Genomic DNA, 25,601 nt, shown 5'->3' on the forward strand with positions numbered 1-25,601 from the left:
CTCTGCGGGGTGGCGTGGTGTCCGGCTGGTTGCGGGTATTTTGACTGAGCCCTACAACTATCCCGCGCCGGGGGCGCGTCAGCGGGCGGGGGCCACGCCCAGGAGTTCGAGGACGTCCGAGTCGCCCCGGTCCTGGAGGCGCTTCAGGACCGCCTTCAGGTCGCAGCCTTCGGCAAGGCCCAGGCGTGCGCCCAGCAGGGACGGGAGGTTGACCTGGTCGGGGACCGGGTCGACACCGGTGTGGCGCAGGGCGCGGGCCCAGCGCGGGAGGCGGAGCTTGCCGTCGCCGGCCAGGAGGCGGGTCTCGAGGCGGCCGGGGCGGACGGAGCCGATGAAGACCATGTCGCCGTCCTCGGCGGCGATGCCGTTGAGGACGGTGCGGAGGGAGACGCAGTACGGGCGGTCCTCCCAGCGCAGCGCGGCCGGGCCCGCGGCGTGGTGCAGGCGCAGGCTCTGGCCCGGGCGGAGGCCGAGGGCGGACACGAACGCCGGGGGGAGCGGGAGGCGTTCGCCGTCCAGCAGCGGGGTGTCGACGTCGACGCGGTACCACCAGACGCCCTGGTCGTCGCGGAAGCACTGGGCGGCGTCGCCCGGGTCGGTCGACACCGGCTCCGGCGTCACCTCGACGGTCGCCGCGTCCGCGTCGACGGGTTCGTCGGCGGCCGGCGCGGCGGCCGGGGCCGGCCACAGCCGGACCGTTCCGTCGACGACCTCGAAGCCCTCCATGCGTCCGATCCACGCTTCCTGGACCTCGGCGCGGATGCCGAGGCCGAGGAGCGGCTCCTTGAGCGCCGCGAGCGGGACCGTGCCGGACTGCTCGCAGGCGCCGCCGACGACCTCGGAGGTGCGCGACGCCAGTTCGCCCGGGGCGCCGGCGGTCAGCCATCCGTCGGCCGACGTGTGCAGGTTGAGCAGCCCGCGCACGACCTGCCAGACCTGCACGCCCAGGCCCGGCACGGTGTCGGTGTGCCGCTCGTCGAGCGCCAGCAGTTCGGTGACGGTGGACACCGAGCCCAACCGTGCCTGCACGAAGCCCAGGTGGTCGCGCACGCGCGCGCCCACCGGCTGCTCGAGCTGGTCGTACAGGTGGCGCTTGAGGGCGCGTTCGAGGGCCTCGACCTCGGCGTCGGACTTCCCGAACTCGGCCGCGACGGACGCCGTGTCGCGCGGGGTGTCGGTGAACATCCGGTCGCGGGCCAGCATCCGCCAGCGCGGCTCGCGGCCGCGGAACAGCGCCGCGAGCACCATGACGATGTCGTCCGGCTCGGGGTCCGGCTCGCGCTCGGCTTCGGGCGCCGGCGGCGGGGTGCTCGGCATCGGCGGGATCGGCGGGGGCGAGGACGGCTTCGGCGGGTAGACGACACCTTCCGCGGGGCTCGCTGCGGCCTCCGCCTCGGGCTCGGCCGCCTTCGCCGCGGGCACGCGGTCCTCGGCCGGTTCGGCCTTGCCGACCTCGACGGTGACGTCGTCCGCCCCGGCCCACGGCGGCGTGCCCGCGACCTGGGTGGCGGCCGCGGGCGGCTCGAACACCGTGGCCTCGGCCTCGCGTTCGAGGTCCCGGCGCTGCACCGGGACGTCGTCGCGGGTGAGCGGCGGGATCTCGCCGAACGCGTCCACCGGCTGCGCCGGCTCCTCGGCCTCGGGCACGCGTACCGCGCTGTCCTCACGGGTCGCGGGCGGGATCTCCCCGAACGCGTCGACCGGGTCGGGCGTGTCGGCGGGTTCCGGTTCGCGCGCGGCGGGCATCGCGAGGACGGTCATGTCCTCGGCACCGACCGGTGCGGGCACGGCGCGGACGGACGGCGGCGTCGGCGTCGCGCCGGTGAAGTCCGGCTCGTAGACGGGCGCGAAGTCCTCGTGCGCCTCGTCGTCGCCCTCCAGGTACGCCTCGCGCGCCGCCGCCTTGTCACGGGCGGACGCGGGCTCGTGCTCGGGCTCCGGCCGGACCTCGGCCTTCGGGGCCTCCGGCTCGAACGTCTCGACGGGGTCCGGCACGCCCGCCAGCATCACGGTCATCTCGGGGGCGTCGTACGGGTCCTCGAGGTCCGCGCCGGGCACCTCGAAGGCGTCCTCCGACACGTCGAGCCCCTCGGGCAGCAGCGTCTCGGGCACCAGCGACGTCAGCCGCAGCACGGCGGTGCGCACCTCCGGCGGCGCGCCCTCGACGCCGACGACCGCGACGGTCTCCAACGTGACGCGCGCGAGCTCGGACATCAGCGGGACGTCGGGCGCCTCTTCGGCGAGCCAGCGCACCACGGCGCCGAGGTCGCCGGTCGGCGGCGCGGGCATGCTGACCGGGCGCAGCTCGTCCTCGATGGCGTCCAGCAGGTCGCTGACCGGCTCGAGTTCGGTCGACGAGGTGTCGGCGCCGCCCGGCGCGGTGTCCGCGAACGCCTCGCGGTCGGCGGCGGAGTCGTCCGCGTCGGTCGCGGGCAGGGCGAACGCGCTGTCCTGCGCGGCTTCGGCGGGGCGGCGCTTGGCGATGCGGATGCCTCGGGGGCGGTCGGCGGCGTCGGCCTGGAGTGCCGCGGCTTCGCCTTCGTCCGGCGCGTCGTCCGCGTCCGCTGCGTCCGCCGCTGTGGGGTCTTCGGCCGCGGAGTCCTCCGCCACGGCGTCCGGCTCCTCCGGGGCGCCTGCGCCCTCGGCCGGCAGCAGGCCCAGCACCTCGGCGAACAGCTGCGCGATGACGGGACGCACGGTGGACGTGCCGATCTGCGTCCAGTCGCCGATCTCCTGCACCGTGGCGCCCAGCAGGTCGCCCCAGTCGGGGGTGCGGACCAGCACGCTCGTGCGCACGCCGTCCGGCCACTGGGACAGGCGGAAGTCGTTGCGCGCCAGCCATGCGGCGGGCAGCAGGTCGCCGAGGCGCAGGTGGCGCAGTTCCGCGTAGGCGAGGTCGGCGAGCCGGCTCGGCAGCTCGGCCGCGCCGATGGCGTCGACGGCGCGCGCGATGGGCACGCCGGTCCACCAGGCCGGCGGGAGGTCCGGATGGCCGAGGTGGCGGTCGACGCTCTCCGGCGACAGGAACCGCAAGGCCGGGACGAAGTCGGCCAGGGTGGCCTCGAGCCGTGGCTGCATGCGGATCCTCCGTGACGCTGCTGTTGCCGCTGCTGGTGCCGACGGTAGCGCTCGCGAAGGCGCTCGGCACAGGGCGGTCGCGCCGTACGCGCCACCCGGGATCCGGGACGTCCAGGCGGATCGGTTGGTTCCCGAACGGATCGCCGCCCGTCGGAGGAGTGCCGCTGGTCAGAGGGCCGCCGGTCAGGCGGACGGGGGACGCCCCGGCAGGACCACCGCGCCCGGGTCGACGGACGCCGTCGGGCGCGTCGCGCCACGGTCGGCGCGGCCGGCGGCCGCCGGCGCCTGCGCGCGCGCCGCGGCGTCGGCTTCGGCGGCCGGGACGCTGCGGCGTATGACTATGACGCCGCGGTCGAGGTCGACCGGGCCCGGGCCGCCCTCCTCGCGGTCGTCGTCGCGGGCGAGGGCGAGCCGGTTGTGCTCGTCGTCGGTGTGCTTGCGTCCGGGGCTGAACAGCTCCTCGAAGATGCCGCCGATCACCGTCGCCTCCTTCCGCGATGCTCCGCCGCTCCACGTCGGCCGGGTTCCTACAGGGTCCCAACGTACGCCGCGTCACCCCTGTTCCGGGCTCCGCGATCCCGCCTTCGCTGTCGCACCACCATCGCGCGCCGGGCGTGCGCCCCTATGGGACCGGCCACCACCCACGCCCCGACGGATGCGCCTCGCGCCGGGTCTCATCGCGCCAACCAGGTTTCGGGCACGCCGCACTAGTCGATCTCACTAACAAGGGCAACGCCCGCGGGGACGAAGACGACCAGCGCGAAATCCGGCGACTCAGGGGGAGTTGTGGGCGAGACCGCACCACGGCGGCAGCAAGGGGAGTCCAAGCCCGATCCGACGGCACCTACCCGGTCGCCCTGCGCGGGGGCCGCCGCCGGCACCGCGCAAGCGGCGCCGGTACCCGGCCGGGCCGGGCCGGGCAGGGTGACCGGAACCGCACAGATACCGCAGCAGCTCACCGCGTCCGCCACCGAATCCGCCAGGCAGCCTGTCGTCGTCCTGTGCCTACGCCTGCCGGTCACGGTCGAGGCGGTGCCCACGGCTCGGCACGCGCTGCGCGGCTCGGTACGGGCGCTCATCCCGTCCGGTCCGCTCGACATCCTCGAACTCCTGGTCTCCGAACTGGTCACCAACGCCGTCCGGCACTCGCCGCACAGCGGCACCGTCACCGTCGAGGTGCTGCGCCGCGAGCGGTCGGTGCGCATCGCCGTCACCGACGCCGCGGCCACGCTGCTGCCGCGTCCGCGCACCCCCGTCGCCACCGCCGACGAACACGGGCGCGGGCTCATGCTCGTGGAGGCGCTCGCCGAGGACTGGGGGAGCCGGCTCGTACCCGGCGGCAAGGTCGTGTGGTGCGACGTGGACCTGCTGTCCGCCTGACGCCGCCGGTCCGACGTCCGGCGTCGTCGTTGAACCGCACGGGGACGATGCACCTACCGTCCGCCGGGATCCACAGGTGATCCCGGCGGGTGGCATGCGGGGGAATCCCGGCTCTCGGTCCCCCGTTAGACTGATGCGTATGGTCGAGGCAGTTAATCCGTTGCGTGACCGCGGCGTGACCCCATAGGGGTAGGCGGAAGCCCGCCCGCCCGCTGCCCTGAAGTCCCCGAGCCGGAACCCGTGAGTCCGGCCTGACCTGGAGTCACGTCCCCACATGATCACTGCCACCGCCGTCGAGCTGCGTGCGGGCGCCCGCGTCCTTCTCGAGCAGGCCAGCTTCCGCGTCGCGCCCGGCGACCGCATCGGGCTGGTCGGCCGCAACGGAGCCGGCAAGACCACGCTGACGAAGACCCTCGCGGGCGAGACGCAGCCCGCCGCCGGCACCATCACCCGCTCCGGCGAGGTGGGCTACCTGCCGCAGGACCCGCGCACAGGCGACCTCGACGTGCTCGCCACCGACCGCATCCTGTCCGCGCGCGGCCTCGACGCCGCGATCAACGGCATGCGCGCCGCCGAGCAGACCATGTCGTCGTCCACCGGCGAGGCCCGCGACAAGGCGATGCGCCGCTACGCGCGCCTCGAGACCGAGTTCCTCACCAAGGGCGGGTACGCCGCCGAGGCCGAGGCCGCCACCATCGCGGCCAGCCTGGGCCTGCCCGACCGCATCCTGTCGCAGCCGCTGCGCACCCTGTCCGGCGGCCAGCGCCGCCGCGTCGAGCTGGCCCGCATCCTGTTCTCGGACGCCGACACGCTGCTGCTCGACGAGCCGACCAACCACCTCGACGCCGACTCGATCGTGTGGCTGCGCGACTTCCTGAAGACGTACAAGGGCGGCTTCATCGTCATCAGCCACGACGTCAACCTCGTCGAGGCGTGCGTCAACAAGGTCTTCCACCTGGACGCCAACCGCACCGCGATCGACGTCTACAACGTCGGCTGGAAGGCCTACCTCGCGCAGCGCGAGACCGACGAGCGGCGCCGCAAGCGCGAGCGCGACAACGCCGAGAAGAAGGCGTCGCAGCTCATGTCGCAGGCCGACAAGATGCGTGCCAAGGCCACCAAGACCGTCGCCGCGCAGAACATGGCGCGCCGTGCCGAGCGCCTGCTGTCCGGCCTGGAGGGCACGCGCAAGGCGGACAAGGTCGCGAAGCTGCGCTTCCCGGACCCGGCGCCGTGCGGCAAGACGCCGCTCATGGCCAGCGAACTGTCCAAGTCGTACGGCTCGTTGGAGATCTTCACCGACGTCGACCTGGCGATCGACAAGGGCTCGCGGGTCGTCATCCTCGGCCTCAACGGCGCCGGCAAGACGACGCTGCTGCGGCTGCTCGCGGGTGTGGAGACGCCCGACACCGGCCGCATCGAGCCGGGCCACGGCCTGAAGCTCGGCTACTACGCGCAGGAGCACGAGACGCTCGACCCCGAGCGCACCGTGCTGGAGAACATGCGCTCGTCGGCGCCCGACATGGACCTGGTCGAGGTCCGCAAGGTGCTCGGCTCGTTCCTCTTCTCCGGCGACGACGTCGACAAGCCGGCCGGCGTGCTGTCCGGCGGCGAGAAGACCCGGCTCGCGCTGGCGACGCTCGTGGTGTCGGCGGCCAACGTCCTGCTGCTCGACGAGCCGACGAACAACCTCGACCCGGCGAGCCGGGAAGAGGTGCTGTCGGCGCTGCGTTCGTACAGCGGCGCGGTCGTCCTGGTGACCCACGACGAGGGCGCGGTCGAGGCGCTGCAGCCGGAGCGGATCATCCTGCTTCCGGACGGCGTCGAGGACCTGTGGAACGAGGACTACGCCGACCTCGTCGCGCTGGCCTGAGGACCCTCACCAAATCCTCACAAGAGGAAGCACACGTTCCGGTCGTGCGCCGTAATGCGCCACCCGTAGGGTCAGCCACGCTCAGCAAGGTCGCAAACCCCATGCGTGACCAGCGGCTTTGCCGAGCGACGCCGGACATCGTCAAGGAATTCGCCGCGGAATCCGGGCTTCCGAACGATGGATCATGGGCTCCGGCGGCCTGGGAACGGCCTCAACGGGCCCTACGAGCTGCCCGGAACCACTGGCCTCGCCGCCCCTCAGGGGTGATCATGGGAAGCCAGAGCGCACTTCCTATGAGGAGGCACGTGTGGCCGAGACTCTGAAGAAGGGCAGCCGGGTGACCGGCGCCGCGCGCGAGAAGCTCGCCGCGGAACTCAAGAGCAAGTACGACTCGGGCGCCAGCATCCGCGCACTCGCGGAGTCCACAGGCCGTTCCTACGGCTTCGTGCACCGCATGCTGAGCGAGTCCGGCGTGACCCTGCGCGGTAGGGGCGGGGCCACCCGGGGCAAGACGAGGGCGACCTCCTCCTGACGCCTGTCGCGACCCGCGCGTACTTTCTCCTGTTGCCCGACCAGTCAGACCAGCCCGACCAGTTCCATGTCTCTCGCGGCACTTCCCGCAGCACGTCACAGTACTGCCGACGGCTTTTAAGTTACCAGCCGGTACCACCTCTCATGTGCGGCCACCCGACCTCATACCGTAGGCCGGGTGGCCGATCCCGGTCACCCCGGACCGCACCCCGGCCCGGAACCGTTCCGCACGTGGAGGCAGAGCATGTCGGAGAACGTCCGCTTGGAGCTCACGGGCCCACTCGCCGTGGTGACCCTCGCCAATCCGGACCGGCGCAACGCGCAGACGCCCGCCACGTGGCGGGATCTCGCCGGGGTCGGGCGCTCGTTGCCCGGTGACGTCCGCGCGGTGGTCCTCCGGGGTGAGGGATCGTCGTTCTCGGCCGGGCTCGACCGCCGCCTTTTCCCGGGCGGCGGCGGCGTGCCGGGGGAAGCGGACCTGGCCGACCTGGCGACCCGGGGGGACGCCGAGGTCGACGAGACCATCGCGGAGTTCCAGGAGGCCTTCACCTGGTGGCGGCGTCCTGACCTGGTCTCCATCGCGGCGGTGCAGGGCCACGCGGTGGGGGCCGGGTTCCAGCTCGCCCTCGCCTGCGACCTGCGCGTGTGCGCCGACGACGTCCAGTTCTGCATGCTCGAGACATCGCTCGGCCTGGTCCCCGACCTGGCCGGCACCAAGCCCCTCGTCGACCTCGTCGGCTACGCGCGCGCTCTGGAGATCTGCGTCACCGGCCGCCGCATCGGCGCCGCGGAGGCCGCCGCGCTGGGCCTGGCCAACCAGGTCGTACCGCGCGCCGAACTCGACGAGGCCGCGCTCGGCCTCGCCAAGGCGCTCACCGCCGCGCCGCGCGACGCCGTCGTCGAGACCAAGGCCCTGCTGCGCGGCGCCGCCGAGCGCACCTACGACGAGCAGCGCGCCGCCGAGCGCGAGGCGCAGGGGCGTCGGCTCAAGGACCTCCTCGGGGCGGGCGAGTAGCCTCCAGGAAGAACACGGCGAGCGGCGGCGTTGCACCCCTCCGGCAGTTCAGACAGCAGTCTCCGCGACGAGGGGAAATGACGACGCATGGTTCCTGGCGGTTCGCTGGGGGTGTCCCCGAGGTCCTGGTCCCGTGACGGTTCGGTGGTCAAGCAGAAGCTGGCCCCCGGCACGGTCCGCCGGGTCGGCGCGTTCGCGCGGCCGTTCGGCGGGCAGATCGCCGCGTACCTCGGGCTCGTCGTCGTCGACGCGGTGCTCACGGTCCTGCCGCCGCTGCTCGCCCAGCGCATCGTCGACGACGGCGTCCTCGGCCACGACGCGGGGCTGGTCACCACCCTCGCGCTCGTGGTCGCGGGCCTCGCCGTCGTCGCCGCCGGGGTCGGGCTCGTCGAGCGCTGGTACTCCGCGCGCATCGGCGAGGGCTCCATCTACGCCCTGCGCACACAGGTCTTCGCGCACGTGCAGCGCATGCCGATCGCGTTCTTCACCCGCACCCAGACCGGCGCACTGATCTCGCGGCTCAACAACGACGTGCTGGCCGCCCAGCGCGCGTTCACCTCGACGCTCGCCGGGACCGTCTCGAACCTCGTCAGCCTCGTCCTCGTCGCCGGCACGATGTTCTACCTGGCGTGGCAGATCACCCTGGTCTCGCTGCTGCTGCTCCCGCTGTTCGTCCTGCCCGCCAAGTGGATAGGCCGCCGTCTCCAGGCGCTCACCCGCGAGCAGATGCAGCTGAACGCCGAGATGTCGACCGTCATGACCGAGCGGTTCAACGTCTCCGGCGCCATGCTCGCCAAGATCTTCGGGCGGCCCGAGGAGGAGGACGCGCTCTTCTCCGCGCGCGCGGCCCGCGTGCGCGACGTCGGCGTCCGCATCGCGCTCGTCAACCGCGTCTTCGCCACCGCGCTCACCCTCGTCGCGGCCCTCGCCACCGCGCTGGTCTACCTGATCGGCGGCCACCTCGCCGTCGACGGCAGGCTCACCGTCGGCACCCTCGTCGCGCTGACCGTCCTGCTCGGGCGGCTGTACGGGCCGCTGACCGCGCTCGCAAACGTGCGCGTCGACGTCATGACCGCGCTGGTCAGCTTCGAGCGGGTCTTCGAAGTCCTCGACCTGGTGCCGATGGTCGCCGACAAGCCCGGCGCCGCACCGCTGCCCGCCGACGCCGCGCGCGTCGAGTTCGACGGCGTCGGCTTCCACTACCCGGCCGCCGACGAGGTCTCGCTCGCGTCCCTCGAGTCGGTGTCCGTACTCGACCGGTCGCGCGGCGACACCGTCCTCCACGACGTGTCGTTCACCGCCGAACCCGGCCAGGTCGTCGCCCTGGTCGGGCCGTCCGGCGCGGGCAAGACGACGATCACCTCGCTCGTCGCCCGGCTGTACGACGCCACCGACGGGGCGGTCCGCATCGGTGGCCACGACGTCCGCGACGTCACCCTCGAGTCGCTGCGCGACGCCGTCGGCGTGGTCACGCAGGACTCGCACATGTTCCACGACACCATCCGCGGCAACCTGCTCTACGCCCGCCCGGGCGCGGACGAGGCCGAGCTGTGGGACGCCCTGCACGCCGCGCACATCGCCGACCTCGTCGGCGCCCTGCCCGACGGCCTCGACACCGTCGTCGGCGAACGCGGCCACCGGCTGTCCGGCGGCGAGAAGCAGCGCCTGGCGATCGCCCGCCTGCTGCTGAAGGCACCGCGCGTGGTGGTCCTCGACGAGGCCACCGCGCACCTCGACTCGGAGTCCGAGGCGGCCGTCCAGCAGGCCCTCGCCAACGCCCTGCGCGGCCGCACCGCGCTGGTCATCGCGCACCGCCTGTCGACGATCCGCGACGCCGACCAGATCCTCGTCGTCGACGCGGGACGCATCGCCGAACGCGGCCGCCACGACGAACTCCTCGCCCTGGGCGGCACATACGCCGACCTGTACCACCGGCAGTTCGGCGCCGGCGGCACCCAGGACCCCGACGCAGCACCGGACCAGGGGACGGAGGAGCCGGCCCTGGCCGGCTGACCTCAGTCGTCCAGCCAGACGACCTTGACGTCGACGGTGGGCTTCTTTCGCGTGTGCAGCGCGCGGCCGGCGGCCTTCGTCACGCGCGCCCGCACCCGGTCGGCGACCTCGTGCAGGGGCCGGCCGTAGGCGACCGCGATGGACAGCGTCACCACCGGCCGGCCGTCGTCCTCCGTCCGGATGAGGCAGCTCCGCGACCGCACGCCCGGTTCGGCGTCGGCGGCGGCCCGCAGCGCGCGGGCGCCTTCGGGCTCGGCGTCCAACGACGCCGACGCGTCGGGTGCGGCATGGGCCGATCGGCCGCGGGCCGGAGGAGTGGTCGCGGCCAGCAGCTCCTCGGCCGTCGGCAGCGGTGCCGCCTTTGTGTCGAATGCGTCGTCCCGCGCGTGGTTTTGCGCGCCCATCGGACCGCCTTCCCGAACGGTTCTGCGAATTCCGCGCGTACACCGGGCGACAAAGGCGATTCGATCCCGGTCGCGGAGGCGACTTGCTCATACCCTTGGTACAGGTGTGGCGACCCGCATATAGGGCATGTGCAGGATCGAAACACCAGGGGAGAATCCTATGGCGAAGGGAAGTGCGTCGATGTCGGACACGACGACCCAGCGGGCCGGATCGCAGGTGGAGAAGGAGGGGGTCGTTCCTGGACAGGGCCGTTCCACCGAGGTGGCCAGGCTGACCTCGGACCGGGGGCGGACCTCGATCGCCGACGGAGTCGTCGCGAAGATCGCCGGCATCGCCGCGCGTGACATCGCCGGCGTGTACGCCCTCGGCAGCGGCGCGGCCCGCGCGTTCGCGGCCGTGCGGCAGCGCGTGCCGGGCGGCAAGCCCAACGTCGCGCAGGGCGTGAGCGTCGAGGTCGGCGAGAAGCAGTGTGCCGTCGACCTCGCGATCGTGGTCGACTACGGTGTGCCGATCGCCGAACTGGCGGCCGCTGTCCGGGAGAACGTCATCTCGTCGGTCGAGCGCATGACGGCGCTCGAGGTGGTCGAGGTGAACATCGCCGTCGACGACATCCACATCGAGTACGAGGACGAGAGGGAGCGCCAGCTCCAGTAGGACGGGGGCCCGGCGATGGCGGTGGATCCCGGAGACCTGGACGCGCGCCGTGAACTGCTGCGCGAGTACCGGGAGTTCGTCAGGACACAACACCCCGACCGGGGTGGGGATCCGGAGGAGTTCGTCGCCGGGCTGACCCGCTACCGGGCCCTGCTCTCCCCCGACGGAGCAGGGCCCGTCCCCGCGAGCCGCACCGGCAACCCGCCGGCCGCCGCGGAGACGACCGCCTACCGACGCGGTTCACTCCCCGCGCAACTGTGGCGGGCGGTCATGGAGCGGCACCGCAGGCGGCAGAATCCTCGCGTGCGGTGACGCACGCGGGATAGGGCAGCCACACGGATGACGGCGCTCCGGTGCCGCACAAGGAGTAGGTAGTCATGAGCACACCAGTCGTGGGCCTGCTGGTCGGCATGGCCCTCGGTCTCGCCGCGGCGATCGGCGGCTTCGGCGCGTTCCTGCTGGTCGCCGCGCTCGGTGCGGTCGGCTTCCTGGCCGGGCGCTACTTCGACGGCGACCTCGACCTCAGCGAGCTGTTCTCGTCGCGCGGCCGGCGCCGCTGATGGCGGGTTCCCGCCTGAGCGGCGCGGCGCGCCTGGAGCCGCCCGCGCCCGCGCCGTACCGCGGCTCCCTGCGCATCGGCGAACGCGTCGTTGAGAAGATCGCCGCCCGGGCCGCGAAAGAGGCGACCGGCGCGGCCGCGCCCGACACGAAGCTGCGCGAGCCCAAAGCGGGCGTGAAGGTCCGCAACGACCACGCGACCGTGAAGCTCGACCTGGACGTGCCCTACCCGGGCCGGATCACCGACATCGCCGGCACCGTGCGGCACCGGGTGCGCGACGACGTCGAGCGGCTCACCGGCATGCCCGTCATCCGCATCGACGTCGTCGTCGGCCGCATGACGCGGATCGGCAAGGGCAGGAGGCGCGTGCAGTGAGCGTGCTCGACGCGCCGCCCGAGGGCGGCGCCCCGCCTGCGGACGGAGGCGGGGAAGGCGCGGAGACGCCCCGCCCGGCCGGCTACCGCAAGCCGCGCCGCGCCTGGTCGACGCGCGGATTCACGGCGGCGCTGACCGCGCTCCTGCTCGGCGGGGTCGCGGGCACACTGCTGTTCTTCGGCATCGCCGCCCGCCTGGAGCACACCCAGCAGTGGGCGTACGACGTCCTCGACTGGGTCCAGACGCACCAGTGGACCGACCGCTGGGTGTGGATCGGCGGCACGGTCGCGGCCGTCCTCGGCGCGTGGCTGCTGCTGCTCGCGTGGACGCCCGGGAAGCGCCACCTGCTGCCTCTGGAGCCGGTCGGCACCGACATGACCGCTCACATGACCCGCCGCACCGCGGGCACGCTGCTGCGGCACACCGCACTGTCGTCCACCGGCGTGCTGGACGCCCGGGTGCGGGTCAGCCGCCGCAAGGCCCTGGTGCGCGTCGACTACCACTTCCGCGACCCCGACGAACTGCACGACGAGCTGGAGACCGCGCTGCGCGAACGCGCCGACGCGCTGCTGCTCGCCCGGGTGCCGTTCGTCGACGTGCGGATCCAACCCACCAGCGGAAGGTGACGGACTCCCGATGCGCCGTGTCCTGAACCGCGTCCTGCTGAGCGTCGTCGGCCTCGTGCTGCTGGTCGGCGGGCTGGCCGTCGTCGCGCGCTCGCGCGGCTGGTTCCACGACCAGCTCGGCAGCGTGCTGCACACCGCGCACAAGCCGCTCATCACCCCGAGCCAGACCGAGCGGCTGGTCGGGCACGGCTGGTGGTGGTGGGTCGCGTTCGGCGCGCCGGGCCTGCTGCTGGTGATCTGCGTGTGGTGGTTCTTCGCGCAGTTCCGGCGCCGCCCGGTCAAGACCATCCGGGTCGCCGACACCTCGTCGGACGCGGGCGGCGGCCCGTCCGGACTCGGCACCGGCTTCGGCATGGTCGGCGACGACGCCGACACCATCACCGTCAACGGCTACGCGCTCTCCGACGCCATCGAGGACGACCTCGAGCGGACCCCGGACGTCGAGTCCGTGCACGCCCGCCTGGTGCGCCGCCGCCACGGGCCGCGCCTCAACGTGGCGGTCCGCACCGAGGCGGGCGCCGAACCGCGCGCCGTGCTCGAGGCGATCCGCGACGAGGCGGTCGAACACGGGCGCGGCGCGGTCGAGTTGGAGTACCTGCCGGTGTTCGTCGAACTGCGTACGGCACGTGGGCTGCCGCGCCGCCGCATCGAATAGCCGAGCCCGAGGCGACGACCGGGACGAGGCACGCGCGACGCGGCGCCTCGTCCGGCGTCGGCGCGTCGGGTATGTCACCGGTGCGGGTCAGTGACGGCGCGCGGGCCGCACGCCAGGATTTGGACATGGATCTAGGACTTCGCGATCGCGTCTACATCGTCACCGGTGCCACCCGAGGACTCGGCTTCGCCACCGCCCGCGCCCTCGTCGACGACGGGGCCAGGGTCGTCGTGACCGGCCGCTCCGAGGAGCGCACCGCCAAGGCCGCCGCCGAACTGGGCGGGCTGCCGCAGGCGATCGGGGTCGCGGCCGACAACGCCGACTCGGGCGCCGCCGAGCGGCTGGTCGCCGCGGCGGTCAGCCGGTTCGGCCGGCTCGACGGCATCCTGATCAGCGTGGGCGGACCGCCCGCCGGCTCGGTCGTCGGCACCGAGGACGACGCGTGGCGCGACGCCTTCGAGTCGGTGTTCCTCGGAGGGGTCCGCCTGGCCCGCGCGGCCGCCAACGCCATGGGCGACCGCACCGGCCCGGCGGCCGGCGGCGAGGGCGTCATCGGCTTCGTGCTGTCGGTGTCCGTGCAGCAGCCGATCGGCGGGCTGGCGATCTCGAACGGCCTGCGGCCCGGGCTCGCGATGACCGCGAAGACCCTCGCCGACGAGCTGGGCCCGCGCGGCATCCGCGTGCTCGGCCTGCTCCCCGGCCGCATTGACACCGACCGGGTCCGCGAGCTCGACGCCCTCGCCGCCGACCCGGCCGCGGCCCGGGCCGGCAGCGAGGCGGGCATCCCGCTCCAGCGCTACGGCACGCCGGAGGAGTTCGGCAGGGTCGCCGCGTTCCTGCTCTCGCCGGCGGCGTCGTACCTGACGGGCCTGATGGTGCCGGTCGACGGCGGCGCCATCCGGTCGATCTAGCCGGACCGACCCCATCGGACCGACCGGGGACCGACTCCATCGGACCGACCGGACCGAGCAGGTCCGGTCGGTCCGACCCGGTCAGGCCCTAGGCGGAGGCCGGGACCACCAGCGACCGCGCGCCCCGGCCTTCGCGCATCGCGGCGAAGGCGTCGTTGACGCCGTCGAGCCCGATCCGAGCGGTCACCAGCGCACCGAGGTCGACGCGGCCCGCGGCGACGTGCTCCAGCAGCCGGGGCACGTCGCGGGCCGGGTCGGTCGAGCCGTAGACGCAGCCGGTCAGCGTCCGCGCGAAGTGGAACAGCTCCAGCGCGCTGAACTCGGCCTTGTCGTCCTTGCCGCCGACCCCGACCACCGTGGTCATGCCGCCGCGCCGGGTCAGACCCCACGCGGTGCGGATGGTCGCCGCCCGGCCGACGCACTCGAAGGCGTGGTCGACGCCGCGCCCGCCGGTCAGCGCGCGCACGCGCTTGCCGAGGTCAGGCGCCGGTTCGAGGGCGTCGGTCGCGCCCAGCGCCAGGGCCAGCTTGCGCTTGTCCGGGTCCGGGTCCACCGCGATGATCACGGACGCGTCGGCGACCCGCGCGCCCTGCACCGCCGACAGCCCGACGCCGCCGAGGCCGATGACGGCGGTGCTCGACCCGGCCGCGACGCGCGCGGTGTTCCACACCGCGCCCGTGCCCGTCGTCACCGCGCAGCCCAGCAGCGCGGCCTCCGCCAGCGCGGCGCCCCGCGGCAGCTTCACGACGCCCGCCGCCGGGACGACCGTCTCCTCGGCGAACGTCGCGGTGCCCAGCCCGGGCAGCACCTCCGTGCCGTCGGCGAGGCGGGCGTACGGCACGCGCGCCGCGTCCATCGCCTTGACGCACAGGTGCGGCTCGGCGTGCTCGCAGAACCAGCACTCGCCGCACGGCGGCGCCCAGATCAGCAGCACCGGGTCGCCCTGCGCGACGTGCGTGACACCCTCGCCGACCTCGACGACCGTGCCCGAGCCCTCGTGGCCCAGCACGACGGGGAACGCCTGGTCGAGCGTGCCGTCGGCGAGCGACAGGTCGGAGTGGCACACCCCCGACGCGGCGACCTTGACCCGCACCTGGCCCGGCCCGGTCGGGAACAGCTCGATCTCCTCGATCCGGACCGGCTCGCCGACCCCGTGCAGTACCGCAGCGCGCACCATGACCCCTCCTGTTGTCCGCTAAATGACGTGCCGTCAAATCTGGCCGGTGGCTACGCTCGATCTCATGAACGCCTCCGTCCGGGAGTGGATCCGGGCCTCCGATTCCATCACGGTGCTCACCGGCGCCGGTATCTCCACCGACTCGGGCATCCCCGACTACCGGGGTCCGCAGGGCGTGTGGACCACCAACCCCGACGCCGAGAAGCTGGTCCGCTACCCCGACTACATGGGCGACGCGGACATCCGGCGCCGCTCATGGCTCGCCCGCCGCGACAACCCGGCCCGGCTCGCGCAGCCCAACGCCGGGCACCGCGCGCTCGTCGAGCTGGAGCGCTCGGGCAGGCTCCTCGGCCTGGTCACGCAGAACGTCGACGGCCTCCACGTGCGCGCCGGGAACAGCGCCGCCAAGGTCATCGAGCTGCACGGCACGATGTTCGAGGTGGTGTGCACCGACTGCGGGCACCGCACCACCCTCGACGAGACCCTCGCGCGCGTCGACGCCGGCGAGGACGACCCGCGCTGCACGCTCTGCGGCGGCATCCAGAAGACCGCGACCATCATGTTCGGGCAGGCCCTCGAGCGACGGGTCCTGGAGCGCGCCGCGATCGCGTCGCAGGTGTGCGACCTGTTCCTGGCCGTCGGCACGTCGCTGCAGGTCGAGCCGGCCGCGTCGCTGTGCCGGGTGGCCCGCGAGGCCGGGGCGCGGCTGGTCGTCGTCAACGCGGAGGAGACGCCGTACGACGCGGTCGCCGACGCCGTGCTGCGCGAGCCGATCGGCACGGTGCTGCCGGAGCTCGTGGACGGGCTCGGACCGCGCGACGGGGTCAGCGCGCCGGAGTGACGGGGGCGGGCGCGGGCTCCGGCTCCGCGTCCGCTTCGGCCTCGGCCGCGTCCAGCGCCGCGAGCTCGGCCTCGAGCTCCGCCGCCTCGCGCCGCACCACCTTGACCCACATGGCCACCAGCGCGACGACGAAGATCCACCACTGCACCGCGTACGCCATGTTCAGCCCGGTGTCCTCGGACTCCGGCGTGCCGAGCGCGGTCGGCGCCTCGGCCGGCTTCGGGGTCTCCTCGACGAGCTGGCCGTACCCGCCGAACACGGGGTAGGGCAGCGTCGGCGCGAGCTTCTCCGTGTCGATCCGCATGACGATGCCCGCCGGGAGCCCGTCGTTGTCGCGGATGCCGCTGCGCGCCCGCGTCTCGGCCGGGCGCGCCCGCGCGACGACGGTGACCTCGCCCTTCGGTGCGGCCGGCACGACGGGGCGCACGGCGGCGCTGTCCTCGCTCGCCTTCACCCAGCCCCGGTTGACCAGCAGTGCGGTGCCGTCGCCGGTGATCAGCGGCGTGACCACGTAGAAGCCGTACACGTTGTCGTTGGTGCGGCCGCGGATCAGCAGCTCGTGCGCCGCGTCGTAGTGCCCGGTCGCGCTGACCTTGCGCCACTGCACACTCGCCGGGATGTCCCGGTCCACGGCGAACAGGTCGCCGACCGGCACCGGGGTGTGGCCGCGGTTCGCGCTGAGTCTGTCGTTGCGCTCGGCCTTCGCCTCATAGCGGTGGAGCTGCCAGAACCCGAGCTTGATCATGACCGGGATGAGCAGCACCACGAGCAGGTTGAGGGCGATCCAGCGCGGGGTCAGCAGGAAGCGGTACACGGGATAAGACGGTACTCCGCCCCCGCGCGGGCCCCGCGCAGGGGCGGAGCCGCCACCGCTCCGCGGGCCGGGCCGGCCGGGCCGGACGGCTCAGACCAGGCGGCCTTCCACGTCGCGGATGCCGTCCAGCGCGAGGTTCGCCACGTGCGGGCCGTCGGCGTCCACCGTCACGAGCGTCACATGGTCGACGTTGCCGGGGTCGTCGGGGCCGAAGACCCACACGCCGCCCGTCGGGCCGAGCCGGATGTAGCGGTTGCCGTCGATCTCGGACGCCTTGTAGTTGTGCACGTGCCCAGCGAACATCGTGTGCGGCCGGTCGCCGAGCGCGGCCCGCAGCCGGTGGTACGCGGGATGGCCGTCGCCCTGCCACAGCGGCATGTGCATGAGGAAGAACGTCCAGCGCGCGTCGGCGTGGTCGCGCAGCACGCCCTCGGCCCAGACCAGCTGCTCCTCGGAGAGGCCCGCGTACAGCTGGGTGCCGTCCCAGTCGAACTCGGAGAAGTACGCCTCGCGGGTCAGCGTTTCGTCGCCGTCCGCCGCCGCGAGCTTGGCGGCGAGCCGCGCCTTGGCCTCCGGGTCGAGGTCGTACTCGGGGTCCTGCGTGTTGAGGACGACGAACAGCACGTCCTGGTGGCGGAAGTGGTAGTGCAGCCGGCCGTAGCGCTCCAGCCAGCGGCGCCGGGTCAGCTCGGTGCCCACGTCGTGGTTGCCCGGCACGTGGAACAGCGGCATCCGCAGCGGGGCGAGCATCGCGTCGACCTCCGCCCATTCGGCGTCCAGCACCTCGGGGTCGTCCGTGTAGCCCTCGATGAGATCGCCGAGCTGCACGGCGAAGCTCGGGTGCAGGACGTTCAGCGCCGCCACGCCGCGCTCGAACACGCCGGGGCGGGCGGCGCCGGTGCGGTCCGAGATCAACGCGAACGTGAACGCGGGGGAGGGAACGAGGGGCGGGAGCGGAGCGACTCGAACATGGGTGGTGGGGGGCGACGGGTGGGCCGCGCCGGTGACGGGCGCGGGACCTGTGCCGACGGGCAGGTCGAGGCCGGGCGGGAGGGAGGGTGATCCACGGTCAGGCATGCGGCCATCATCGCGGGGTGGCGGGCGGCCCGCGTGGGGCGGCGTGTTCGGAGCTTGGTGGGGCACGCGGCCTGGTCGCTCCGGCCCCGCGCCGATCCGCCCAACGAAACAGGCGGATTGGCCCACATGCGGATCGAACACCGGTACGCTGCGGCCATCGCGCCGCTTCGGCGCGTCCGCCGGCCGGAGCCGGTTCTCCCGCCGCACGGCGCCGTCCCGAGCCCTCCAGGAGCAACGCGATGTCCGGCCAGACGCCCGCGCCCTACGCCCTCGGCGTCCCGCCCGGGGCGTTCCCCGGAGCCGGGCACGGCGGCGCGAAGGCGCAGGCCGTACGCATCGCGTGGGCCGTGGTGCCCGTCGTCTCGATCACCCTTCTGTCGTGGCTGCCGCTCCTGGTCCTGGCGCTGTACCGGCGGACGCGCGCGGCCTGGCTGGCCTTCGGGATCGCCGTGGGCGGACTCGCGGCGGCGCTGGGGCTGCTGATCGCGAACGGCGCCGCGGACGACCGCGCGAAGGCGCGCGGCGGCCCGGACGCGACGCCGAGCGGGCTCGAGTCCGTGCCCGGCGACATCGCCGGCGTCCTGCTCATCGGCCTGCTGGCGGGTGTGCCCACGTACTGGCTCGTCACGACGCGCCGCACGACGCGCGCCGCGGTCAGCCCGGACGCGGAACTGCGTCGCCGGGCGCCCGGGCACGGGTGGCAGCCGGCCCTGATCCCGCCGGGGCACCGGCCCGCGGACAGCGGGTACCGGCCGATGCCGGGGCAGGCGCCGGGATATCAGGCGGGACCGGGCGGGGTGCTGGGACACGCGTACGCGCCGGGCGTGCCGCCGCAGGCGGGGCCGGTGCCGCAGATGTCGCCGCAACCGCCGCAGCAGGCGCCCCATTACGCCGCGCCGCAGCCGCAGCCCGGTCCGGCGCAGCCCGCGCCGGCCGCCGACCCGCACGCGGCACGCGCCCGCGCCCGGCTCGAAGGGCTGAGCGAACGGCTGCGCGAGCGGGACGGCAAGTAAAAGCCCCGGCAGCGCTCGTCCGTCCGAGCGTCTCCGGCGCCCGTCGGCGCGGCGCCGAACCGGCGCGAGGCGTACGCGTGTTCCCCGCACCCGCGGCGGCGGATGCGCTGAGGCAGACGGGTACTCGCGTGAGGACAGCGCCGCCAGGGATCGATACGGTACCGACGTGACGGCACCAGGGCGCATCATCGCCGACCGATACGAGCTGTCCGTGGCCGTCGGCCGGGGCGGCATGGGCCAGGTCTGGAAGGCGTACGACCGGACGCTCCAGCGGCGGGTGGCGGTGAAGCTGCTGCGCTCCGACCTGGTCGGCGGCGGTTCCGACCGGGCCACGCTGGAACGGCGGTTCCTGCGCGAGTGCCGGGTGACGGCGGGCATCGACCACCCGGGACTGGTGACCGTCTACGACGCCGGCATGGACGACGGCGACCTCTACCTCGTCATGCAGCTCCTCGACGGCATGGACCTCGGCGACCTGATCGCCGAACAGGACCAGGTGCCGTGGGAGTGGGTCGTCGCGGTGGCCGCGCAGATCTGCTCGGTGCTCGCGGCCATCCACGCGGCGCCGGTCGTGCACCGCGACCTCAAGCCGCGCAACGTCATGGTCAGGCGGGACGGCACGGTGAAGGTGCTGGACCTGGGCGTCGCGGCCGTCCTCGACCCGGACTCCACGAAGCTGACCAACACCGGTTCGCTGCCAGGCTCGCCGGCGTACATGGCGCCCGAGCAGGCGCTCACCGGGCTCGCCGAGCCGCGCAGCGACCTCTACGCGCTCGGCTGCCTCATGTACGAAATGCTGGCCGGCCGGGCGCCGTTCACGGCCCCTACCGTGCTGGCCGTGCTGCAGCGCCACCTGACGGATCGTCCGGACCCCGTCGGGACGCACCGGCCCGACGTGCCGGCCGGGCTCGACCGGCTGGTGTCCGACCTGCTCGAGAAGCAGCCGGAGGACCGGCCCGCGACCGCACAGGAGGTCTACCGGCGGCTCGTGCCGCTGCTCCCGGCCGCCGTGCGCGACGCCGACGCCGCGCTCGCGCCCGCGACGGCGATGGACCCGACGCGGCCGCTGCGGCATCCCGCCGCGCCGCAGCCGTCGCCGGTCGTGGTCGCGGATGTTTCGGTCAGCGGAGACCTGGGGGCCGTGCCGCAGCCGTCGCACGTCGTTCCGCCGACGGCGTCGTCCGGCGTGCCGCCGCAGGCTTTCGCGCCTCCGGTGTCAGCTGTGCCCCCGGTGCCGTCCGTCCCTCCCGGGGTACCCCGGCAGGCGGCGGCGCCCGCGCCGGTTCCCGCGTTCGGCGGCGAGCCGGTCACGGACATCACCGCCACCGACTGGTCCGCCGTCCCGTCCGCGGCGCCGGACCCCGGGCCCGGCGGGCTCGACGTGGCCGACGCGCTCGACGCCGCCGCACGGCTGCTCGGCGAGAGCCAGCTGGCGCAGGCCGTCGACGTGCTGGGTGCCGCGCTGCCCGCGGCCGTCGCTCGGCACGGCGAACACGATCCCGTCGTCCTGGAGTTGCGGCAGGCGCTCGCCGACACGCTGCTCGCGGACCGGCAGTACCGGCGCGCGCTGCCCGAGCTCGAGTACCTGGCGGTCGCCTTCGCGGCCCGGCTCGGACCGCTCGACGCGGAGGCCATGGAGTACCGGCGGCAGGTCGCGTCCTGCCTGGAGGAGCTCGGCGACACGCACCGGGCACTGCACGAGTACCGGGCGCTGTACGAGGCGTTCCGCACGGTGCCCAACGGGGACCGGCACTTCGGGTTCGAGGTGCGCGAACGGATCGGGCTGCTGCTCGCGGCGGTCGGCGACGCCTACCAGGCGGAGTCGGTGCTCGGGCCGCTGCTGGCGGAGGAGCAACGGACGCTCGGGGCGCACCACCCGCAGGTCGTCGCGCTGGGGCAGCAGTTGGCGCGGATCCAGGGCATGCGGACGGCCTGGCGGCCGTAGCGGCGCCAGGCCGTGCCCCGGAGGTCTGCGGGGGCCGCTACATCGCGGCGCCCACCGAAACGTTGTCCTTGATGCCCATCGCGCCCTCCGCCTTCGCGCAGTGCGCGCAGCAGAAGTAGCGGCCGTCGGCCTCGACGCCGTGCCCGATGATGCGGCAGCGGCAGTGCTCGCAGATGGGGGCCATCCGGGTGATCGCGCACTCGAAGCTGTCGAAGACGTGCACGGCGTCGGCCGCGTGCACCTCGAACGAGGCGTAGTAGTCGTTGCCGCAGACCTCGCATCGCGCCACGGGGAGCTCCTTGCCGGTGTGAGTGGTGTGAGTAATGCGCTGGGCGTACGCGACAACGATCGAGGCCAGGAACGTATCAGGGCAAATCGGGATACACCGTTTGCGTGACGAGCTCCCCCGAGATTCCTCGGGAAAGCGACCCAACCCGCCGGGCGAGGTGTTCGTTCAAGGTTTTCAAAGCACGCCGACGGAACGGGGGCGGATTGCCGGATGAACGAGCGCAGGCAGGTTCTCGACGCGCTGGTCGCGACAAGAGGGCAGGCCCTCAAGCGGTACGCGTACCTGATGTGCGGTGACGCCCACCGTGCGGACGATCTCGTGCAAGAGGCGTTGACGCGGGTGCTGTCCAAGAAGGTGCCCGACGACGTGACGGAAGTGGAGCGGTATGTGCGCCGCGTGATCGTCAACCTCGTGGTGGACGAGGCGCGGCGCGGTTCGATCTGGCGGCGCCTGCTGCCCCGGATCGCGACGCGCCCGGAGGTGGCGGACTCGAGCGGGCAGGTGGCCGACCGGGTGTCGCTGAGCGCGGCCCTGGCCCGGCTGCCCGCCCGGCAGCGCGCGGTCATCGCGCTGCACTACTACGAGGACCTGTCCGTCACCGAGATCGCCGATCTGCTCGGCGTCGGTGTCGGCACGGTCAAGAGCCACCTGCACGACGCACGCAAGACCCTGGCACGGACCTGGACGGAGGGGGCGGCGGGTCGGCCGTCCCAGTTGATACGAGGTGAGATGTGATGGCAGACAACGGCATCGACGACACCAGGCTCTCCTACCGGCTCTCCGAGCTCGCGGACGAGGCCGGCCCGCTGCGGCCGATCAACCGCGACGCGGTGCTGACCGGCGCCGCCCGGGCGCGGCGGATCCGCGCCGGCGTGGTGGCCGCCATGGGCGCGGCGGCCTTCGCGGCCGCGGTCGGCGGCGGCATCGTCGTCGCGGCGGGCGCCCAGGGCGACGGCGCGACGGTGCGGACGGGGGCCGAAACTCCGGCGCCCAACGCGCCGACGAACATGCCCGGCAGCCCGACGCCCAGCGGGGCGCAGCACATGCCGCTGCCCATCACGACCGCCCCGACGCTGGTGCCGGGCCTCCCGTCGGCGGGCACCGAGGAGGAGAAGGAGGCGAGTATCCCGCGGCCCACCGGCACGGCGATCGGGGCCGGGCCGTGGGACATGGGCGGAGGGATGCCGGAGCCGGTGAAGAAGGCGGCCTGGTGGGCCTGGGACGTCGGCCCGCACGAGTTCCGCGACATCTACGTGAGCGCGGAGATCGACGACTGCAAGTGCACGATCTCGGTCTGGCTCACCGACCTGAGCAAGAAGGACGCCTTCGTCCAGGAGCTGAAGAAGCACGACCCGTCGGTGGACGGCTCGGTGATCAAGTTCGTCCAGGCCACGCACAGCGCCAAGGAGGCGCGCGCCCAGGCGGACAAGATCCGCGCGCAGCTGATGAAGGATCCGCAGCCGGGGTTCTGGATCTCCTCGGTGAACATCGAGCACGGGTCGGAAATCCAGGTCAAGGTCGACAACGCGGCCGCGGCGCAGGCGTACTTCGACCGCAACCACCTCGTCGACCCCGGATTCACGCTGTACCTGCACGAGGAGAAGGCGCCGGACACTCCTCCGCCGGGCACCCGGAGCACCAACACCGCCGTCCCCTTGGCCCAGCCGGCCTCCTGATCCGAAGCCGGCGGACGGCCCGCGGGTCAGTCCTCCCGTAGCAACGACTCCACCATCGACCGCACCGCGACGTCGAACAGTGCGTCCGGTGCCCCCGGAGTGTGCAGGTTGTCCGCCAACTCCGGGTCGCCCTCGGCGACTTCCGCCAGCCACGCCTGCACCTGAGCGGGCTCCTGCGGATGGCCGGTCAGGGCCCGTTCCAGCATGACGAACCCCGCCACCTGGAACTGCACCGCCTGGACGGCGAGGGCCGCGCGTGCGCCATGGACGCCCGCGGCCGCGAACTCGCGCACCAGGGCGCGTCGGGCGGGGAGCATCATCAACGATTCCAGGCCGCGTTCGCGGACCAGGCTGATCAGGTGCGGCCGGTCCAGGATCATGCGGCGGTTGGCCTGCGCGATCGACACGATCCGGGTCACCGGGGTACGCCCGGTGACCCGGATCGTTCCCATGTCCTGAAGCACCCGTTCGACCAGCTCGTCGATGAGCGCTTCGCGGTTGCCCACGTGCCAGTAGATCGACGTCACGGCGACCCCGAGCTCGGCGGCGAGCTTCCGCATGCTCAGGCCCTCGGTCCCGGTCTCCATGACCAGGCGCATCGCGGTGTCCAGCACGGCGTCGCGGGTCACGCGCGGACCCGCGGGCCCGCCCTGGGCCGGCTTCGGGGTGGCTCTGGTTCGCTCCATCGCATCCCATTCTCGCGGTCGCCGGGACCCCCGCGGCGCGCCGGGGCCCTCATGTCCCTCTTTACCTCGCCGCCATCCGGGTGTAACAGTGTTACAGAGAACGGTGCGAGTGAGCACCACCACACCCGGCACTGTTCCACCGGCACCCCCGCACCACCCGCACCACGGCACGACCGCTCCACCGCACCACCCGCACGATCCGCTCCATCCGCACCATGCGAGATCACGCTGATCCAGAAGAGGTGAGGTACGTGGCACGAGCCCGGTACGGCGCGCGTTCCCAGGCGGCCCTGACGAAGACCGCCAAGGACCGCAGCGTCCTGCCCGAGATCTGGTCGACCGGTGTCGTCGCCCTGTGGGAGACCGACCCCGAGGTGATCGCGGCCGTCCTGCCGCCGCCGCTGGTCCCCGCGGACCGGCCGCTGGTCCGCGCCAACATCTCCGGCTGCGACATCAACGGCTACCCGCTCGGCGCCGGCGCCGTCGCGGTCCGCTGCAAGCACGGCGACGTCGAGGGCGACTACACGCTGACCATGCCGATGACCACCGAGCGCTCCGTCATCGGCGGCCGCGAGGTGTTCGGCGAGCCGAAGAAGCTGGCCGACGTCACCGTCGAGCGCGACGGCGACGAGGTCGTCGCCAAGGTCACCCGCCTGGGCGTCACCTACCTGGAGATCCGCGGCACCGTCGCCGAGGAGCTCCCGCTGCCGGAGCCGCGGCAGACGCTGAGCTTCTACTACAAGTTCCTACCCGCGATCGACGGCGACGGCTTCGACGCCGACCCGCTGCTGGTGCACGTCACCCGCAACGAGAAGACCCGCTCGGCGCACCGCGTCGAGGGCGAGGTCGTCCTGCGCGACTCCGACTTCGACCCGGTCGCCGACCTGCCGGTCCGCAAGCTCGTCTCCATCACGCTCAGCGAACGCACCAGCGACCAGCAGGGGTTCGTGGCCGAACACGTCAAGGCCGACCTCGTGCTGCCGTACATCCACCAGCGGTACGACGACGTCGCGCAGATCGCCGACGAACCGCCCGCGCCGGGCGACCCGGCCTGACCGGTCCCGCACCCGTACCCCGTACGTTCCACGCCGCCGCGACGCAAAGGGAATCCACGTACATGCTGAACGACTTCACCGGAAAGGTCGCCGTCGTCACCGGCGCCGCGAGCGGCATCGGCTTCGCGATGGCCGAGCGGTTCGTCGCCGAGGGCATGAAGGTCGTCCTCGCCGACATCGAGCAGGGCGCCCTGGACAAGGCCGTCGCCGTCCTCACCGAGCAGGGCGGCGACGTGTTCGCGCAGGTCACCGACGTGTCCGACCGGGACTCGGTGACGGCCACCGCCGACGCCGCGTTCGACCGCTACGGCCAGGTCCACGTGCTGTGCAACAACGCCGGCATCGGCTCCGGGTCCGAGGGCCGGATGTGGGAGCACGACCCCAAGGACTGGGACTGGTGCTTCGCCGTCAACGTCTTCGGCGTGTTCAACGGCATCCAGGCGTTCGTGCCGCGCATGCTCGCGCAGGACACCGAGGGCCACATCGTCAACACCTCGTCCGGCGACGGCGGCATCGCGCCGCTGCCCAACGCGTCCGTGTACGCGTCGACGAAGGCCGCCGTGGTCACCATGACCGAGGCACTGTATGCGCAACTGCACCAGGTTCAGGCCAAGTTGGGCGCGTCGGTGCTGTTCCCCGGGCCGAAGATGCTGCGCACCGGGCTGTGGGAGTCGTACCGCAACCGGCCCGAGAAGTACGCCAAGTCGCGGCCCCGCAAGACGCCGTACAACACCCTCGACGCGTGGGAGAAGGCCATGCGCGAGGCCGGTCAGGAGATCGAGTTCACGCCGGTCGAGTCGGTCGCCGCCAACGTCGTCGAGGGCATCCGCGAGAACCGCTTCTGGATCCTGCCGCCCAGCGAGCACAGCGACCAGCAGATCACCGCGCGGTCGCAGAGCATGCTCGCGCGCTCGAACCCGTCGTACCTCGAGACGTTCATTCTGGACAAGTGA

The 25,601-nt window shown here is 73.3% G+C and carries 27 protein-coding genes; 19 read left to right on the top strand and 8 right to left on the bottom strand.

What is annotated here, in order from left to right; genetic code table 11:
- Nucleotides 1-78: 78 nt before the first annotated feature.
- Nucleotides 79-3,078 (bottom strand): hypothetical protein, encoded by a 3,000-nt coding sequence (locus QI554_RS09225; RefSeq protein ID WP_281467948.1) that lies wholly within the window; start codon nt 3,076-3,078, stop codon nt 79-81.
- A gap of 183 nt (nt 3,079-3,261) precedes the next feature.
- Entirely contained in the window at nt 3,262-3,558 is a 297-nt protein-coding gene (locus QI554_RS09230) for a DUF6191 domain-containing protein (protein ID WP_281467950.1), read from the bottom strand.
- A 444-nt stretch (nt 3,559-4,002) separates the two neighbouring features.
- Between QI554_RS09230 and QI554_RS09235 the strand changes: the two genes are divergently transcribed.
- The 5 genes from QI554_RS09235 to QI554_RS09255 all read left to right on the top strand — a co-directional run bounded on the left by QI554_RS09235 (nt 4,003) and on the right by QI554_RS09255 (nt 9,890).
- Nucleotides 4,003-4,458: an ATP-binding protein gene (locus QI554_RS09235; RefSeq protein WP_281467952.1), complete on the top strand. Its 456-nt coding sequence runs from the start codon at nt 4,003-4,005 to the stop codon at nt 4,456-4,458.
- Nucleotides 4,459-4,732: 274 nt separating this feature from the next.
- On the top strand, nt 4,733-6,331 hold the full coding sequence (gene abc-f, locus QI554_RS09240; protein ID WP_281467953.1) for a ribosomal protection-like ABC-F family protein: 1,599 nt from the start codon (nt 4,733-4,735) through the stop codon (nt 6,329-6,331).
- 307 nt (nt 6,332-6,638) lie between these two features.
- Nucleotides 6,639-6,863 carry a helix-turn-helix domain-containing protein gene (locus QI554_RS09245; RefSeq protein WP_281467955.1) on the top strand — a complete coding sequence of 75 codons (225 nt, stop codon included), beginning with the start codon at nt 6,639-6,641 and terminating at the stop codon, nt 6,861-6,863.
- 243 nt (nt 6,864-7,106) lie between these two features.
- Complete coding sequence (locus QI554_RS09250; protein WP_281467957.1) at nt 7,107-7,877, top strand: enoyl-CoA hydratase/isomerase family protein; 771 nt, start codon at nt 7,107-7,109, stop codon at nt 7,875-7,877.
- An 87-nt stretch (nt 7,878-7,964) separates the two neighbouring features.
- Nucleotides 7,965-9,890 (top strand): ABC transporter ATP-binding protein, encoded by a 1,926-nt coding sequence (locus tag QI554_RS09255; RefSeq protein ID WP_281467959.1) that lies wholly within the window; start codon nt 7,965-7,967, stop codon nt 9,888-9,890.
- 2 nt (nt 9,891-9,892) lie between these two features.
- Here the strand turns inward: QI554_RS09255 and QI554_RS09260 are convergent, their stop codons facing one another.
- The gene (locus QI554_RS09260; protein ID WP_281467961.1) at nt 9,893-10,294 is read right to left on the bottom strand and encodes an Asp23/Gls24 family envelope stress response protein; all 402 of its coding nucleotides are present in this window, start codon (nt 10,292-10,294) and stop codon (nt 9,893-9,895) included.
- Nucleotides 10,295-10,475: 181 nt separating this feature from the next.
- On the opposite strand from QI554_RS09260, the gene QI554_RS09265 reads away from it, so the two are divergent.
- From QI554_RS09265 to QI554_RS09295, 7 genes are all read left to right on the top strand, one after another.
- Nucleotides 10,476-10,949 carry an Asp23/Gls24 family envelope stress response protein gene (locus QI554_RS09265; RefSeq protein WP_281468044.1) on the top strand — a complete coding sequence of 158 codons (474 nt, stop codon included), beginning with the start codon at nt 10,476-10,478 and terminating at the stop codon, nt 10,947-10,949.
- A gap of 15 nt (nt 10,950-10,964) precedes the next feature.
- Nucleotides 10,965-11,261, top strand: a complete 297-nt coding sequence (locus tag QI554_RS09270; RefSeq protein WP_281467963.1) for a hypothetical protein — start codon at nt 10,965-10,967, stop codon at nt 11,259-11,261.
- Between the two features lie 65 nt (nt 11,262-11,326).
- Nucleotides 11,327-11,509, top strand: coding sequence for a DUF2273 domain-containing protein (locus QI554_RS09275; protein ID WP_281467965.1), 183 nt, complete (start codon nt 11,327-11,329; stop codon nt 11,507-11,509).
- Nucleotides 11,509-11,883, top strand: a complete 375-nt coding sequence (locus QI554_RS09280) for an Asp23/Gls24 family envelope stress response protein (protein ID WP_281467967.1) — start codon at nt 11,509-11,511, stop codon at nt 11,881-11,883. The genes QI554_RS09275 and QI554_RS09280 overlap by 1 nt, the downstream gene beginning before the upstream one ends.
- Complete coding sequence (locus QI554_RS09285) at nt 11,880-12,509, top strand: DUF6286 domain-containing protein (RefSeq protein WP_281467969.1); 630 nt, start codon at nt 11,880-11,882, stop codon at nt 12,507-12,509. Before QI554_RS09280 ends, QI554_RS09285 begins: the two co-directional genes overlap by 4 nt.
- 10 nt (nt 12,510-12,519) lie before the next feature.
- Entirely contained in the window at nt 12,520-13,164 is a 645-nt protein-coding gene (locus QI554_RS09290) for a hypothetical protein (protein WP_281467970.1), read from the top strand.
- A gap of 125 nt (nt 13,165-13,289) precedes the next feature.
- A complete protein-coding gene (locus tag QI554_RS09295; RefSeq protein WP_281467973.1) occupies nt 13,290-14,075 on the top strand; it encodes an SDR family oxidoreductase in 786 nt (261 codons plus the stop codon).
- Between the two features lie 88 nt (nt 14,076-14,163).
- On the opposite strand, the gene QI554_RS09300 is transcribed toward QI554_RS09295, so the two are convergent.
- On the bottom strand, nt 14,164-15,252 hold the full coding sequence (locus tag QI554_RS09300; RefSeq protein ID WP_281467975.1) for a Zn-dependent alcohol dehydrogenase: 1,089 nt from the start codon (nt 15,250-15,252) through the stop codon (nt 14,164-14,166).
- A 64-nt stretch (nt 15,253-15,316) separates the two neighbouring features.
- Between QI554_RS09300 and QI554_RS09305 the strand changes: the two genes are divergently transcribed.
- The gene (locus QI554_RS09305; protein ID WP_281467977.1) at nt 15,317-16,093 is read left to right on the top strand and encodes an SIR2 family NAD-dependent protein deacylase; all 777 of its coding nucleotides are present in this window, start codon (nt 15,317-15,319) and stop codon (nt 16,091-16,093) included.
- Here QI554_RS09305 and QI554_RS09310 read toward each other — a convergent pair.
- Entirely contained in the window at nt 16,077-16,907 is an 831-nt protein-coding gene (locus tag QI554_RS09310; RefSeq protein ID WP_281467978.1) for an SURF1 family cytochrome oxidase biogenesis protein, read from the bottom strand. The genes QI554_RS09305 and QI554_RS09310 overlap by 17 nt on opposite strands.
- 90 nt (nt 16,908-16,997) lie before the next feature.
- A complete protein-coding gene (locus tag QI554_RS09315) occupies nt 16,998-17,984 on the bottom strand; it encodes a metallophosphoesterase family protein (RefSeq protein WP_281467981.1) in 987 nt (328 codons plus the stop codon).
- A gap of 239 nt (nt 17,985-18,223) precedes the next feature.
- Here QI554_RS09315 and QI554_RS09320 point away from each other — a divergent pair, with 239 nt between their 5' ends.
- Nucleotides 18,224-18,997: a hypothetical protein gene (locus QI554_RS09320; RefSeq protein ID WP_281467983.1), complete on the top strand. Its 774-nt coding sequence runs from the start codon at nt 18,224-18,226 to the stop codon at nt 18,995-18,997.
- 166 nt (nt 18,998-19,163) lie between these two features.
- On the top strand, nt 19,164-20,942 hold the full coding sequence (locus QI554_RS09325) for a serine/threonine-protein kinase (protein ID WP_281467985.1): 1,779 nt from the start codon (nt 19,164-19,166) through the stop codon (nt 20,940-20,942).
- A 37-nt stretch (nt 20,943-20,979) separates the two neighbouring features.
- Here QI554_RS09325 and QI554_RS09330 read toward each other — a convergent pair whose 3' ends face one another.
- On the bottom strand, nt 20,980-21,231 hold the full coding sequence (locus QI554_RS09330; protein WP_281467987.1) for a hypothetical protein: 252 nt from the start codon (nt 21,229-21,231) through the stop codon (nt 20,980-20,982).
- A gap of 210 nt (nt 21,232-21,441) precedes the next feature.
- On the opposite strand from QI554_RS09330, the gene QI554_RS09335 reads away from it, so the two are divergent.
- Nucleotides 21,442-21,966, top strand: a complete 525-nt coding sequence (locus tag QI554_RS09335) for an RNA polymerase sigma factor (protein ID WP_281467989.1) — start codon at nt 21,442-21,444, stop codon at nt 21,964-21,966.
- Nucleotides 21,966-22,907, top strand: a complete 942-nt coding sequence (locus tag QI554_RS09340; protein ID WP_281467991.1) for a BAR domain-containing protein — start codon at nt 21,966-21,968, stop codon at nt 22,905-22,907. The genes QI554_RS09335 and QI554_RS09340 overlap by 1 nt, the downstream gene beginning before the upstream one ends.
- Before the next feature lie 26 nt (nt 22,908-22,933).
- Here the strand turns inward: QI554_RS09340 and QI554_RS09345 are convergent, their stop codons facing one another.
- Nucleotides 22,934-23,593, bottom strand: a complete 660-nt coding sequence (locus QI554_RS09345; protein WP_281467993.1) for a TetR/AcrR family transcriptional regulator — start codon at nt 23,591-23,593, stop codon at nt 22,934-22,936.
- A gap of 251 nt (nt 23,594-23,844) precedes the next feature.
- Here QI554_RS09345 and QI554_RS09350 point away from each other — a divergent pair, with 251 nt between their 5' ends.
- Both QI554_RS09350 and QI554_RS09355 read left to right on the top strand, forming a co-directional pair.
- On the top strand, nt 23,845-24,648 hold the full coding sequence (locus QI554_RS09350; RefSeq protein ID WP_281467996.1) for an acetoacetate decarboxylase family protein: 804 nt from the start codon (nt 23,845-23,847) through the stop codon (nt 24,646-24,648).
- A 62-nt stretch (nt 24,649-24,710) separates the two neighbouring features.
- Nucleotides 24,711-25,601 (top strand): SDR family NAD(P)-dependent oxidoreductase, encoded by an 891-nt coding sequence (locus QI554_RS09355; protein ID WP_281467998.1) that lies wholly within the window; start codon nt 24,711-24,713, stop codon nt 25,599-25,601.

Origin of the sequence: Yinghuangia seranimata, assembly GCF_029953285.1 — a bacterium.
Classification (GTDB): Bacteria; Actinomycetota; Actinomycetes; order Streptomycetales; family Streptomycetaceae; genus Yinghuangia; species Yinghuangia seranimata.

Bases quoted from the DNA above. Each gene is read 5' to 3' on its own strand.
- QI554_RS09265 (WP_281468044.1), top strand. From the start codon at position 10,476: ATGTCGGACACGACGACCCAGCGGGCCGGATCGCAGGTGGAGAAGGAG.
- abc-f (WP_281467953.1), top strand. From the start codon at position 4,733: ATGATCACTGCCACCGCCGTCGAGCTGCGTGCGGGCGCCCGCGTCCTT.
- QI554_RS09335 (WP_281467989.1), top strand. From the start codon at position 21,442: ATGAACGAGCGCAGGCAGGTTCTCGACGCGCTGGTCGCGACAAGAGGG.
- QI554_RS09225 (WP_281467948.1), bottom strand. From the start codon at position 3,078: ATGCAGCCACGGCTCGAGGCCACCCTGGCCGACTTCGTCCCGGCCTTG.
- QI554_RS09295 (WP_281467973.1), top strand. From the start codon at position 13,290: ATGGATCTAGGACTTCGCGATCGCGTCTACATCGTCACCGGTGCCACC.
- QI554_RS09355 (WP_281467998.1), top strand. From the start codon at position 24,711: ATGCTGAACGACTTCACCGGAAAGGTCGCCGTCGTCACCGGCGCCGCG.
- QI554_RS09345 (WP_281467993.1), bottom strand. From the start codon at position 23,593: ATGGAGCGAACCAGAGCCACCCCGAAGCCGGCCCAGGGCGGGCCCGCG.
- QI554_RS09255 (WP_281467959.1), top strand. From the start codon at position 7,965: ATGGTTCCTGGCGGTTCGCTGGGGGTGTCCCCGAGGTCCTGGTCCCGT.
- QI554_RS09250 (WP_281467957.1), top strand. From the start codon at position 7,107: ATGTCGGAGAACGTCCGCTTGGAGCTCACGGGCCCACTCGCCGTGGTG.
- QI554_RS09280 (WP_281467967.1), top strand. From the start codon at position 11,509: ATGGCGGGTTCCCGCCTGAGCGGCGCGGCGCGCCTGGAGCCGCCCGCG.
- QI554_RS09320 (WP_281467983.1), top strand. From the start codon at position 18,224: ATGTCCGGCCAGACGCCCGCGCCCTACGCCCTCGGCGTCCCGCCCGGG.
- QI554_RS09305 (WP_281467977.1), top strand. From the start codon at position 15,317: ATGAACGCCTCCGTCCGGGAGTGGATCCGGGCCTCCGATTCCATCACG.
- QI554_RS09315 (WP_281467981.1), bottom strand. From the start codon at position 17,984: ATGCCTGACCGTGGATCACCCTCCCTCCCGCCCGGCCTCGACCTGCCC.
- QI554_RS09270 (WP_281467963.1), top strand. From the start codon at position 10,965: ATGGCGGTGGATCCCGGAGACCTGGACGCGCGCCGTGAACTGCTGCGC.
- QI554_RS09300 (WP_281467975.1), bottom strand. From the start codon at position 15,252: ATGGTGCGCGCTGCGGTACTGCACGGGGTCGGCGAGCCGGTCCGGATC.
- QI554_RS09290 (WP_281467970.1), top strand. From the start codon at position 12,520: ATGCGCCGTGTCCTGAACCGCGTCCTGCTGAGCGTCGTCGGCCTCGTG.
- QI554_RS09340 (WP_281467991.1), top strand. From the start codon at position 21,966: ATGGCAGACAACGGCATCGACGACACCAGGCTCTCCTACCGGCTCTCC.
- QI554_RS09260 (WP_281467961.1), bottom strand. From the start codon at position 10,294: ATGGGCGCGCAAAACCACGCGCGGGACGACGCATTCGACACAAAGGCG.
- QI554_RS09275 (WP_281467965.1), top strand. From the start codon at position 11,327: ATGAGCACACCAGTCGTGGGCCTGCTGGTCGGCATGGCCCTCGGTCTC.